At 53.1% G+C, this 13146-nt stretch carries 10 protein-coding genes; 5 read left to right on the top strand and 5 right to left on the bottom strand.

Annotated elements, in window-relative coordinates; all coding sequences use genetic code 11:
• The first annotated feature begins 14 nt into the window (after nucleotides 1-14).
• The 5 genes from WC7_RS22035 to caiF all read left to right on the top strand — a co-directional run bounded on the left by WC7_RS22035 (nucleotide 15) and on the right by caiF (nucleotide 7495).
• Nucleotides 15-1022, top strand: a complete 1008-nt coding sequence (locus tag WC7_RS22035; RefSeq protein ID WP_016151647.1) for a LacI family DNA-binding transcriptional regulator — start codon at nucleotides 15-17, stop codon at nucleotides 1020-1022.
• A gap of 133 nt (nucleotides 1023-1155) precedes the next feature.
• A complete protein-coding gene (gene dapB, locus WC7_RS22030) occupies nucleotides 1156-1977 on the top strand; it encodes a 4-hydroxy-tetrahydrodipicolinate reductase (RefSeq protein WP_016151648.1) in 822 nt (273 codons plus the stop codon).
• Nucleotides 1978-2433: 456 nt separating this feature from the next.
• Complete coding sequence (gene carA / locus WC7_RS22025) at nucleotides 2434-3582, top strand: glutamine-hydrolyzing carbamoyl-phosphate synthase small subunit (RefSeq protein ID WP_016151649.1); 1149 nt, start codon at nucleotides 2434-2436, stop codon at nucleotides 3580-3582.
• 17 nt (nucleotides 3583-3599) lie between these two features.
• Nucleotides 3600-6827: a carbamoyl-phosphate synthase large subunit gene (gene carB / locus WC7_RS22020; RefSeq protein WP_016151650.1), complete on the top strand. Its 3228-nt coding sequence runs from the start codon at nucleotides 3600-3602 to the stop codon at nucleotides 6825-6827.
• Nucleotides 6828-7099: 272 nt separating this feature from the next.
• Nucleotides 7100-7495 carry a carnitine metabolism transcriptional regulator CaiF gene (gene caiF, locus WC7_RS22015; RefSeq protein WP_016151651.1) on the top strand — a complete coding sequence of 132 codons (396 nt, stop codon included), beginning with the start codon at nucleotides 7100-7102 and terminating at the stop codon, nucleotides 7493-7495.
• A 42-nt stretch (nucleotides 7496-7537) separates the two neighbouring features.
• On the opposite strand, the gene caiE is transcribed toward caiF, so the two are convergent.
• The 5 genes from caiE to caiA all read right to left on the bottom strand — a co-directional run bounded on the left by caiE (nucleotide 7538) and on the right by caiA (nucleotide 13116).
• Nucleotides 7538-8134 carry a carnitine operon protein CaiE gene (gene caiE / locus WC7_RS22010; protein WP_016151652.1) on the bottom strand — a complete coding sequence of 199 codons (597 nt, stop codon included), beginning with the start codon at nucleotides 8132-8134 and terminating at the stop codon, nucleotides 7538-7540.
• Between the two features lie 60 nt (nucleotides 8135-8194).
• Nucleotides 8195-8980, bottom strand: coding sequence for a crotonobetainyl-CoA hydratase (caiD, locus tag WC7_RS22005; RefSeq protein WP_000004376.1), 786 nt, complete (start codon nucleotides 8978-8980; stop codon nucleotides 8195-8197).
• Nucleotides 8981-9034: 54 nt separating this feature from the next.
• Nucleotides 9035-10588, bottom strand: a complete 1554-nt coding sequence (caiC, locus tag WC7_RS22000; RefSeq protein WP_016151653.1) for a crotonobetaine/carnitine-CoA ligase — start codon at nucleotides 10586-10588, stop codon at nucleotides 9035-9037.
• Between the two features lie 62 nt (nucleotides 10589-10650).
• Nucleotides 10651-11868, bottom strand: a complete 1218-nt coding sequence (gene caiB, locus WC7_RS21995; RefSeq protein WP_016151654.1) for an L-carnitine CoA-transferase — start codon at nucleotides 11866-11868, stop codon at nucleotides 10651-10653.
• A 105-nt stretch (nucleotides 11869-11973) separates the two neighbouring features.
• On the bottom strand, nucleotides 11974-13116 hold the full coding sequence (caiA, locus tag WC7_RS21990) for a crotonobetainyl-CoA dehydrogenase (RefSeq protein WP_003018898.1): 1143 nt from the start codon (nucleotides 13114-13116) through the stop codon (nucleotides 11974-11976).
• Nucleotides 13117-13146: the final 30 nt, after the last annotated feature.

The raw sequence follows: 13146 nt of genomic DNA on the forward strand, positions 1-13146 counted from the left end.
AAACAGGAGAGGTCATGACTACAGTCACGCTGGCGCAGGTTGCTGAACGCGCGGGAGTCTCCACGGCAACCGTTTCAATGGTGTTGCGTAACCGGGGGCGCATTTCTCAGGCCACACGTGACAGGGTGCTCAAAGCGCTGGACGATGCCGGCTACGTTTATAATCAAACCGCCGCTAACCTGCGTAACCGGAGCAGTAATCAGGTCGGATTGTTGTTACACGATATCACTAACCCTTTTTACGGTGAGATGACAGCAGGGCTAAGCCATGAGATGGAGCGGCATGACCTGCTTCTGTTTCTGGCAAACAGCGAAGAGTCAGGAGAAAGGCAGCAAAAATTTGTCGACTCGTTGATGCGCAATAATGCCTGCGGCATGGTGCTCTGCGCGGCGCGCGAAACACCGACCTCCTTCTTCGAGGCGCTGAAAAGGCGCAATATTCCCGCCATCATGGTGGTTCGCCCTCTTAGCGACCCTGATTTTGATTTTGTGGGAACCGACAACTTTCTCGGTACGCAAATGGCCACCACCCATTTAGTCAAAATGGGGCATAAGAATATTGCGTTTATCGGTGGTAGCCCAAGTTCCGGGAGCCGGGCACAGCGTATCGGTGGATTCACCAGCACGTTGCTGGAGCAGGGAATATCGCCGAATCCGCAATGGATAGTGGCGACACAGGCCAGCCAAATTGACGGCGCAAAAGTGGCAGAGTCGCTTCTTATGCGGTTCCCGGAAATTACCGCCGCCGTTTGTTATCAGGATATTGTGGCGCTTGGGGTTATGCAGGCATTACGTAAAATGGGGCGTGAACCAGGGCGCGATTTTGCGCTGGTGGGGTTCGATGACATCACTGAAGCGGCGCTGGTACAACCTGCGCTCACCACCGTGTCGGTGGCCGCAAAAGAGATAGGTCGCAAGGCTGGGGAGCTACTTTATAGTCGCATTCAGGGAAATGACGAACCTCCGAAACGCATTATTCTGCCACCTGCGCTGGTGGTCAGAGAATCATGTGGTTTTCGCTGATCGTCATGCCTTTTACTGATATCTCTGCCTGTTTATCATTAAATTCTAATTATCGACGTTTTCGGCTGGCGGCGCAGCGATGTGCTGGTTAATCTGAAAACGATTTACGTAAAATTAACAAAAGAGAATAGCTATGCATGATGCACAAATCCGCGTTGCCATCGCGGGAGCCGGAGGGCGCATGGGGCGTCAGTTGATTCAGGCCACTCTTGGCATGGATGGCGTACAGCTCGGCGCGGCGCTGGAGCGCGAAGGTTCTTCTTTGCTGGGAAGCGATGCCGGAGAGTTAGCGGGAGCCGGTAAAACGGGCGTTACCGTGCAAAGTAGTCTTGAGGCGGTGAAAGATGATTTTGATGTTTTCATCGATTTTACTCGCCCGGAAGGCACGCTGGCGCATCTGGCGTTTTGCCGCCAGCACGGTAAAGGGATGGTGATTGGCACCACTGGCTTTGATGACGCGGGCAAACAGGCTATTCGTGATGCTGCGCAGGACATTGCTATCGTTTTCGCCGCGAACTTTAGCGTTGGCGTTAACGTTATGCTTAAGCTGCTGGAGAAGGCGGCGAAAGTGATGGGGGATTACACCGATATTGAGATTATTGAAGCCCATCACCGTCATAAAGTGGATGCGCCGTCAGGCACTGCGCTGGCGATGGGGGAGGCGATTGCCGGGGCGCTGGATAAAGATTTAAAAGAGTGTGCCGTCTATTCGCGTGAAGGTTACACCGGTGAGCGCGTACCCGGTACGATCGGTTTTGCCACGGTGCGGGCGGGAGATATCGTTGGTGAGCATACCGCGATGTTTGCCGATATTGGCGAGCGCATTGAGATCACGCATAAAGCCTCCAGCCGCATGACCTTTGCCAATGGCGCAGTACGATCGGCAATTTGGCTGAAATCAAAGTCAAACGGTCTTTTTGATATGAAAGATGTGCTTGATTTACGCAGTTTATAACTTTTATTACCCTTCGTGATGTGGTTATTGTAATCATAACTATTTGATTACATAGGGCAATATTTTATTGCCCTTTTATTTTTTCGCTTTTTAATTTGATTTTTTATTTAATGGCCTGTTTGTTGGTGTTTTGCAGAGTTATTTTGTTATTTCAATGTAAATTTTGACCAAATGGTCCACTTTTTTCTATCGCGCTTCCTGTTTTTACACTCTTTATCTTCCGCAAGCGTTTTCTACCCCAAGTTAGCTGATCTTTTTGCCTGTTAAATCGTGTGTTTTATCCCAGTGGCGTAAAATAATAATAAAAAATGCCCTTTTGGGTAGACTTTTACGTGGGCTATCTCTAGAATGCCGCCGTTTGCCAGAAATCCATAGGTAAGCAAATTTGCATTGATTCATGAGGTGTCAATGAATTAATATGCAAATAAAGTGAGTGAATATTCTCTGGAGGGTGTTTTGATTAAGTCAGCGCTATTGGTTCTGGAAGACGGAACCCAGTTTCACGGTCGGGCCATAGGGGCAACAGGTTCGGCGGTTGGGGAAGTCGTTTTCAATACTTCAATGACCGGTTATCAAGAAATCCTCACTGATCCTTCCTATTCCCGCCAAATCGTCACTCTTACTTATCCTCATATCGGTAATGTCGGCACCAATGAAGCCGATGCAGAATCTTCTCAAGTACATGCGCAAGGCCTGGTCATCCGCGACCTGCCGCTGATTGCCAGCAACTTCCGCGATACCGAAGACCTCTCTTCTTACCTCAAACGCCATAATATTGTGGCAATTGCCGATATCGATACCCGTAAGCTGACGCGTTTGCTGCGTGAAAAGGGCGCACAGAACGGCTGCATTATCGCGGGTGATAACCCGGATGCGGCGCTGGCGCTGGAAAAAGCGAAAGCCTTCCCAGGTCTGAACGGTATGGATCTGGCGAAAGAAGTGACCACCGCGGAGCCTTATAGCTGGACACAAGGTAGCTGGACGCTGGCCGGTGACCTGCCGGAAGCTAAATCCGCCGATGAACTGCCGTTCCACGTAGTGGCCTACGATTTTGGCGCTAAACGTAACATTCTGCGTATGTTAGCGGATCGCGGCTGCCGCCTGACGGTTGTGCCGGCGAAAACCTCTGCTGAAGATGTTCTGAAGATGAATCCGGACGGTATCTTCCTGTCCAACGGTCCTGGCGATCCGGCGCCGTGCGACTACGCGATTGCCGCGATTCAGAAATTCCTCGAAACCGATATTCCGGTATTTGGCATCTGCCTCGGCCATCAACTGCTGGCGCTGGCAAGCGGTGCGAAGACCATTAAGATGAAGTTCGGCCACCACGGCGGCAACCATCCGGTAAAAGATATTGATAACAACACCGTGATGATCACCGCTCAGAACCACGGTTTTGCGGTCGATGAGGCCTCCATGCCTGCCAACCTGCGCGTGACCCACAAGTCGCTGTTCGACGGCACCCTGCAGGGGATTCATCGTACCGACAAACCGGCGTTCAGCTTCCAGGGGCACCCTGAAGCAAGCCCGGGTCCACACGACGCTGCGCCGCTGTTCGACCACTTTATCGAGTTAATTGAGCAATACCGTCAGTCCGCGAAATAATCAGGAGTAAAAGAGCCATGCCAAAACGTACAGACATAAAAAGTATCCTGATTCTGGGCGCGGGTCCGATCGTTATCGGTCAGGCGTGTGAGTTTGACTATTCCGGCGCGCAGGCTTGTAAAGCCCTGCGTGAAGAGGGTTACCGCGTTATTCTGGTGAACTCCAACCCGGCGACCATCATGACCGACCCGGAAATGGCCGATGCCACCTACATCGAGCCGATTCACTGGGAAGTGGTACGCAAAATCATTGAGAAAGAGCGCCCGGATGCGGTGCTGCCAACCATGGGCGGTCAGACGGCGCTGAACTGTGCGCTGGAGCTGGAACGTCAGGGCGTACTGGCTGAGTTCGGCGTGACCATGATTGGCGCGACGGCGGATGCCATTGATAAAGCGGAAGACCGTCGTCGCTTCGACATCGCGATGAAAAAAATCGGTCTCGATACCGCACGTTCAGGCATCGCTCACACCATGGAAGAAGCGCTGGCGGTTGCCGCTGACGTCGGCTTTCCGTGCATTATCCGTCCGTCTTTCACCATGGGTGGCACCGGCGGCGGTATCGCCTACAACCGCGAAGAGTTTGAAGAAATTTGCGAACGCGGTCTGGATCTTTCCCCAACCAACGAACTGCTGATTGATGAATCGCTGATTGGCTGGAAAGAGTACGAGATGGAAGTGGTACGTGATAAAAACGACAACTGCATCATCGTCTGCTCCATCGAAAACTTCGACGCGATGGGCATCCATACCGGTGACTCCATCACCGTTGCGCCAGCCCAGACGCTGACCGACAAAGAATATCAAATCATGCGTAACGCCTCGATGGCGGTACTGCGTGAAATCGGCGTTGAAACCGGTGGTTCTAACGTCCAGTTTGCGGTAAACCCGAAAAACGGTCGTCTGATTGTTATCGAGATGAACCCGCGCGTCTCCCGCTCCTCGGCGCTGGCGTCCAAAGCAACCGGCTTCCCGATTGCTAAAGTCGCAGCCAAGCTGGCGGTAGGTTACACCCTCGACGAACTGATGAACGACATCACCGGCGGGCGGACTCCGGCTTCGTTTGAGCCGTCCATCGACTACGTTGTGACGAAAATTCCACGCTTCAACTTCGAGAAATTTGTTGGCGCTAACGACCGTCTGACCACCCAGATGAAATCTGTCGGTGAAGTGATGGCGATTGGCCGCACCCAGCAGGAGTCTCTGCAAAAAGCGCTGCGCGGTCTGGAAGTGGGCGCGACCGGCTTCGACCCGAAAGTAAGTCTGGATGACCCGGAAGCGCTGACCAAAATCCGCCGCGAGTTGAAAGACGCGGGCGCTGAGCGTATCTGGTACATCGCCGATGCTTTCCGTGCTGGCCTGTCCGTCGATGGCGTGTTCAACCTGACCAACATCGACCGTTGGTTCCTGGTGCAGATTGAAGAACTGGTGCGCCTGGAAGAAAAAGTCACAGACCTTGGCATCAACGGCCTCGACGCTGACTTCTTGCGCGTACTGAAGCGCAAAGGTTTCGCCGATGCGCGTCTGGCGAAACTGGCCGGCGTACGCGAAGCGGAAATCCGCAAGCTGCGTGACCAATATAACCTGCACCCGGTCTACAAGCGCGTGGATACCTGCGCGGCAGAATTTGCCACCGATACCGCTTACATGTACTCCACTTATGAAGACGAGTGCGAAGCGAATCCAACTCAGGATCGTGACAAGATTATGGTGCTGGGCGGTGGTCCAAACCGTATCGGTCAGGGCATTGAATTCGACTACTGCTGCGTACACGCCTCGCTGGCGCTGCGCGAAGACGGTTACGAGACCATCATGGTCAACTGTAACCCAGAAACCGTTTCTACCGACTACGATACCTCCGACCGTCTGTACTTCGAGCCGGTAACGCTGGAAGACGTGCTGGAAATCGTGCGCATCGAGAAGCCGAAAGGCGTTATCGTGCAGTACGGCGGCCAGACTCCGCTGAAGCTGGCGCGCGCGCTGGAAGCGGCAGGCGTGCCGGTTATCGGCACCAGCCCGGATGCTATCGACCGTGCGGAAGACCGTGAACGCTTCCAGCAGGCGGTTGACCGTCTGAAGCTGAAACAACCGGCTAACGCCACCGTGACCGCCATTGAAATGGCGGTTGAGAAGGCGAAAGAGATTGGCTACCCGCTGGTGGTTCGTCCGTCCTACGTTCTCGGCGGCCGCGCGATGGAAATCGTCTACGACGAAGCCGACCTGCGTCGCTACTTCCAGACCGCGGTCAGCGTTTCTAACGATGCGCCGGTACTGCTGGACCGTTTCCTTGATGACGCGGTGGAAGTGGACGTGGATGCCATCTGCGACGGTGAAATGGTGCTGATTGGCGGTATCATGGAGCACATCGAACAGGCGGGCGTGCACTCCGGTGACTCCGCATGTTCTCTGCCTGCGTATACCCTGAGCCAGGAAATTCAGGATGTGATGCGCCAGCAGGTGCAGAAACTGGCCTTCGAACTGCAGGTTCGCGGTCTGATGAACGTCCAGTTTGCGGTGAAGAATAACGAAGTTTACCTGATTGAAGTGAACCCGCGTGCGGCGCGTACCGTTCCGTTCGTCTCCAAGGCAACGGGCGTACCGTTGGCGAAAGTTGCAGCGCGCGTGATGGTCGGGAAAACGCTGGCACAGCAGGGCGTCACCAAAGAAGTTATCCCGCCGTACTACTCGGTAAAAGAAGTGGTGCTGCCGTTCAACAAGTTCCCGGGCGTTGATCCGCTGTTAGGGCCAGAAATGCGCTCTACTGGTGAGGTGATGGGCGTGGGCCGTACCTTCGCGGAAGCGTTCGCCAAGGCACAGCTCGGCAGCAGCTCCACCATGAAAAAACAGGGGCGTGCGCTGCTCTCCGTTCGCGAAGGCGATAAAGAGCGCGTGGTTGACCTGGCGGCGAAGCTGCTGAAGTTTGGTTTCGAGTTGGATGCGACGCACGGTACCGCGATTGTGCTGGGCGAAGCGGGTATCAATCCACGTCTGGTGAACAAGGTGCATGAAGGCCGTCCGCACATTCAGGACCGTATCAAGAATGGCGAGTACACTTACATCATCAACACTACCGAAGGCCGTCAGGCTATTGAAGACTCCAAGCTGATTCGCCGCAGCGCACTGCAGTACAAAGTGCATTATGACACCACCCTGAACGGTGGTTTCGCAACGGCGATGGCGCTGAATGCCGATGCTACCGAGAAGGTGACCTCGGTTCAGGAAATGCACGCGCAGATCAAAAAGTCATAAAAAAAAGGCCCGGTGATAATTGCGCTAACCGGGCCTGCAATATAATTGGGAAAGGGTTTCTGTAAAGAAACCCTTTTTTATCTCTCATAAGGTCATTCCTGGCCAACCGCGCTTTCATAACCACATTTTCAATGTAATAAGCACGATATTGCTCACACTAATCAACATTCAAGTCGCATACTATCCCTTATATCCACAATTTTAATATGGCTTAGTTTTTATTAATTTGGACAGGCCGTAGCCAGATTTTTAATTTGTGAAATGGTGTGCTTATGTGTGAAAAATATGTTGAAAGACCGCTTTATTTGTTAATTGCTGACTGGATGATGGCTGAAGATCGTTGGATCACAGCAAAGGAAATTTCCCGCCATTTTGATATTGAACACTGCAAAGCAATTAATACGCTCTCTTATATTCTGTCGGAAGTGGGAGAAATTGTTTGTGAAGTTAAGATGATCCCTAATCAAATTGCAGGCCGCGGCTGCCAGTGCCAGCGTTTGGTGAAAGTCATCAGTATTGATTCTCATCTCTACAGACGCTTGAATCACAATTTGCAGGAGAAAAAGGTGAGTGTGGCGAAAACGCCGCGACTGCCAGCGGTTCCCCCAACAGAGCTTAACCGTGAGCAGAAATGGCAGATGATGCTCTCCAAGAGCATGCGTCGATAATGGTGATTTGCCGGATCGGCGTGAGCGCTTCTCCGGCATAAATTACCGTGCTGATTTTGGCTTTACGTCCGTCGTGCCTTTCAGGCGCGGTCGGTTTTTTTCGACCTGCGTTAATGGCAAGGTTTCGTGTAGTCCTGTTTGGCAGCGGATTGCAAGGTCCTGATACTCTTTGGTGTTCAGCCGTTTCCAGTGCAGCTCCTGGTCCGTGACTTCACGCAGTACGCGAACCGGTGAACCAACCAGCATCTGCCTTGCCTCTCCCTGAAATCCGGCTTTGACAAAGCTCATGGCAGCGACAATGCTCTCTTCGCCAATCACCGCACCGTCCATAATCACGCTGTTCATGCCAATCAGCGCATCTCTGCCCACCACGCAGCCGTGCAGGATTGCGCCATGGCCGATGTGTCCATTCTCATGCACGATAGTGTCGGAGTCGCAATAGCCGTGCATGATGCAGCCATCCTGCAGGTTAGAACCGGCTTCCAGAATCAGGCGACCATAGTCACCGCGCAATGAGGCGTGTGGACCAATATAAACCCCGGCCCCCACAATGACATCGCCAATCAGCACAGCGCTGGGATGGACATAGGCATCCGGATGTACCACCGGAATCAGGCCCTCAAAGGCGTAATAGCTCATTGTCTTATCTCGGTTTTATTGCCGGATTGCGGCGTAAATACCTTATCCGGCATAGGCACATTAACGACCTTTCCATACCGGATCGCGTTTTTCCGCAAATGCCTGTGGTCCTTCGAGCGCATCTTCCGAGTGCAGCACCGATGGATAGTGCTTCAGCACACCGCTGCGGATGTACCGGTAGCCTTCTTCCACCGGCATTTCGCTGGTCGCACGGTAAATCTCTTTCAGCGCGGCGATAGCCAGCGGGGCGCTATTTACCAGCTGCTGCGCCAGTTCGCGCGCGCTATCCATCAGTTCGCTCTGGCTGACAACGCGGTTGACGATGCCCCAGCGCAGTGCTTCTTCGGCGCTCATTCGTCTGCCGGTCATCACCATTTCGTTAACGATTGCCGGTGGCAGCAGTTTAGGTAAACGCAGTACGCCGCCGCTGTCAGGCACGATCCCGAGTTTTGCTTCCGGCAGCGCGAAGCTGGCATTTTCCGCACAGACGATAAAATCCGCCGCCAGCGCCAGCTCAAAACCGCCGCCAAACGCGTAGCCGTTTACCGCGGCGATGACCGGCTTATCGAGGTCGAAAATTTCGGTTAAACCGGCGAAGCCGCCTGGGCCAAAATCGGCATCTGGCGCTTCACCTTCGGCCGCCGCTTTTAAGTCCCAGCCCGCAGAAAAGAATTTCTCTCCGCCGCCGGTGATAATTGCTACGCGTAATTCCGGGTCATCACGAAAATTAAGAAAAGCTTCCCCCATTGCAAAGCTGGTTTTAGCGTCAATGGCATTGGCTTTAGGCCGGTCAAGGGTAATTTCCAGGATCGGGCCGTTACGGGTCAGATGTAATGATTCACTCATAGTTCATCTCCAGATAATTAGGTTTCCCGGCCGGAGGAATTCCGACCGGAAGGGTTATTTCAGATTTTTTTTGATTATTTTTCCTGAACAATTGCGCGGCAGGTCGGTTCTTATCTCCATAAAAGAAGGAACCTTGAATTTCGCCATATTGTTTTCGCAGAAGCTGAAGAACTCAGCTTCGCTTAATGTTTCACCCTCATTAAGGACGACAAAAGCTTTAATGGCTTCATCACGGATCGAGTCTTTAATACCGACAATCACAATGTCCTGAATTTTCGGATGCGCAGAAATAATATTTTCCAGCTCGACGCAGGAGACATTTTCCCCACCGCGTTTAATCATGTTGCAGCGTCTGTCGACGAAATAAAAAAAACCGTCCGCATCCTGGTAACCCGAATCACCGGTATGCAACCACCCTTCAGGTTCCAGCGCTTTGGCAGTAGCGTCGGGTTGCGCGTAGTACTCTTTGAAAATTGTTTTTCCCGGCACGCCTTTAATGCAGATTTCGCCAATTTCTCCGGCAGGCAGGGGACGGTTGTGATCGTCACGGATTTCAGCTTCATAGCTAAAACCCACGCGACCAATAGAGGGCCAGCGCCGTTTGTCCCCGGGGCGATCGCCAATAATGCCCACGATGGTTTCGGTCATACCGTAGGAGGTCAGCAGTCTGACGCCAAAGCGTTCGATAAAGGCATCTTTTTCCTGTTCGGATAAATTGAGATAGAACATCACTTCGCGTAGGTGATGCTGTCTGTCCGTTGGGGCTGCGGGTTGGACCATCAGCGTTCTGATCATCATCGGGATGCATTCGGTGACCGTCGCCTGATATCTACGCACCTGATCCCAGAACGCCCTGGCGCTGTACTTCTCCACCAGCACAAAGGTGCTGCCTGCGGAGAAGGCAGCCATGGCGGCCGTACACTGACAGTCTATATGGAAAGCGGGCATCACCGTCATATAGACGTCATCATCGCGCAGAGCGATTTGCCAGGAGGTGTAGTAGCCCGCAAAGCGCAGGTTGTAGTGGGTAATCACCACCCCTTTAGGCCGCGAGGTGGTACCTGAGGTAAACAGAATTTCCGCCGTATCGTCAGTGGATAACGCAGGCGTATAGCACAGATTAGTCGACTGGCGGGCTTGCAGTTGGGTAAAGTGGCTCACGCCGTCGTCAACCGGAAGCTGCTCGCCAATCAGACAGATATGATTAAGCGGAGTGGTATTTTCCAGCCGTATCTGGCGGTACATAGGATAAAACTCGGCACTGGTGACCAGCAGGCTCACCTGGCTGTTTTGCAGGATCCAGGCGCTCTCTTCGCCCAGCAAGCGGGCATTAATCGGCACCATAATGGCGCCAATTTTTGCCAGTCCAAACCAGCAAAAGATAAATTCCGGACAGTTATCCAGATGCAATGCGACCTTGTCGCCCTTGCGGATCCCTAAGGAATGGAAAAGGTTCGCCGTGCGGTTTATCTCTTCATTGAGCGAGGCATAGCTATACTGCCGAACGATTCCTTCGCAGGATTCGAAAATTAACGCCGTTTTATCTCCGTACACCCCGGCCAGGTCGTCCCACATCTGACGTAAGTTTTGTCCGCCAACGATATCCATAATGCTTTATCCACTGAAATCAGGCGTGAGCGCTAACCAACCAGCGGGTCAGCGCGTCGCGTTTATTCCTCAACTCTGGCCAGGCCTTTGCCGACCAGCTCATTTATGTCTGCTTCGCTATAACCAATGTTTTTCAGAATGGCGGCGGTATCCATGCCGTGTGACGGCATGCCACGCCAGATTTTCCCTGGGTTGTTTTTAAATTTCGGCATGATGTTCGGCCCTTTGCAGGTGCGGCCGTCCATCGTTTGCCACTGAGTAATAGATTCACGGGCAACGTACTGCGGGTTGCCTTCCAGTTCAGGAATGGTCAGTACCTTCGCGCAGGCGATATTCAGCTCAGCAAAGCGCGCCTGGACTTCGGTGATGGTGTGCGTTGCCAGCCAGGCGTCCAGTTTCTCTTCCACGAGCGGGCCGTAAGGGCATTCCACGCGATGGATAAGCTGGGTACCTTCCGGGACTTCCTGTGTGCCAAGAATGTGGGCGAGGCCAATATCCTTGAAGCACTCGTTGATTTGCGTGATGCCGACCAGTTCCATGACGATATAGCCATCGGCGCATTTATAGAGACCGCAGCCAGCGTAATACGGGTCTTTGCCTTTGGTCATGCGTGGACAAATTTCGCCGCCGTTGAAGTAGTCCATCATGAAGTACTGACCCATACGCAGCATCACTTCGTACATGGCGATATCAATGCTTTCACCCTTACCCGTTTCGCGTACTTTGTGCAGGGCTGCCAGCGCTGCTGTCGTTGCGGTCATCCCGGAGAAGTAATCGGCGGTGTACGGGAAGGCCGGCATCGGCTGATCAACATCACCGTTTTGGATCAGATAGCCGCTGAACGCCTGCGCGATGGTGTTATATGCCGGAAGATTGGTGTACTCCTCGTTACCAAACTGGCCGAAGCCGGAAAGGTGGGCGATAACCAGTTTTGGGTTATGTTCCCACAGCACGTCATCGGTAATGCCGCGGCGAGCAAAGGCCGGGCCTTTACTGGCTTCAATGAAAATATCGGTGGTTTCCATGAGCTTCAGAAACGCTTCCCGGCCTTCATCTTTGAAAATATTCAGCGACAGGGCGTGCAGGTTGCGGCGTGAGAGCTGTGGATAGTTAGGTTGCACGCGGATGGTATCGGCCCATGCGACGTTTTCAATCCAGATAACCTCAGCACCCCATTCGGCGAACATCTGTCCGGCGAACGGGCCGGCAATTTCGATCCCTGAAAAAACCACGCGTACCCCGGCAAGTGGGCCAAAGGTTGGCATTGGTAAATGATTCATAATTTTGCTCCTGGCATTTTTTGTAGGCCCGGTAGGCGCAGCGCCACCGGGCATGTTGCCGGATGGCGGCGTAAACGCCTTATCCGGCCTACGAATCGTGCTGAATTAGCGGTATTGCTTGAGTACCGCACGACCCAACGTCAGGATCTGCATTTCATCAGAGCCACCAGAAACACGGTCAACGCGCAGATCGCGCCAGAAACGCGTGATGCGATGGTTACCCGCGATACCTACACCGCCCAGCACCTGCATGGCGGTATCGACCACTTCAAACGCGGCGTTGGCGCAGAAGTATTTGCACATTGCCGCATCGCCCGAAGTGATGGTGCCGTTATCCGCTTTCCATGCCGCTTCAAGCAGCATGTTTTTCATGGAATTCAGTTTGATCGCCATATGCGCGAACTTCTCCTGAATCAGCTGGAAGCGGCCGATCGTTTCGCCAAACTGCACGCGCTGATTGGCGTAGCGCGCGGCGTCTTCAAAAGCGCACATTGCCGTACCGTAGTTGGTCAGCGCGACGAGGAAACGTTCATGATCGAACTCTTCTTTCACGCGGTTGAAACCATTACCTTCCCGACCGAACATGTCTTTCTCGTCCAGTTCAACGTCGTCAAAGGTGATTTCACAGCAGCTATCCATGCGCAGACCGAGTTTCTCCAGCTTGTTGACCTTGATACCCGCTTTGCTCATGTCAACGAACCACTCGGTGTAAACAGGTTTATCCGGCGATGCACCATCTCTCGCCATAACCACGATGTACGGGGTATAGGCGCTACTGGTGATAAAGCACTTACTGCCATTAAGATAAACCTTACCATTTTTACGTGTATAAGTGGTTTTCAGGCTGCCAACATCCGATCCCGCTCCCGGCTCGGTGATGGCAGAGTTCCACATCTGCTTACCGGTTCCCTGGAACGCCATGATTTTATCGATTTGCTCCTGAGTCCCTTCACGCAGGAACGTGTTAAAACCGCCCGGTAACTGGTACAGCACATAGGTTGGTGCGCCCAGGCGTCCGAGTTCCATCCAGACTGCAGCGACGGTAACAAAACCCGCTTCCAGTCCACCGTGTTCTTCCGGAATCAACAGGCTATCGATGCCCATATCCGCCAGTGCTTTAACAAAACGCTCAGGGTAGACGCTGTCGCGATCGCACTCGGCAAAATAAGCTTCCCAGTTCTCACTGGCCATCAATTCACGAATACCGGCGACAAACAGCTCCTGCTCGTCATTTAAGTTGAAATCCATCTTTCAGCCTCTTGATCAATTGGGTTAATT

It is taken from the genome of Citrobacter sp. KTE151 (assembly GCF_000398845.1).
In the GTDB taxonomy this organism is placed as follows: Bacteria; Pseudomonadota; Gammaproteobacteria; order Enterobacterales; family Enterobacteriaceae; genus Citrobacter; species Citrobacter braakii.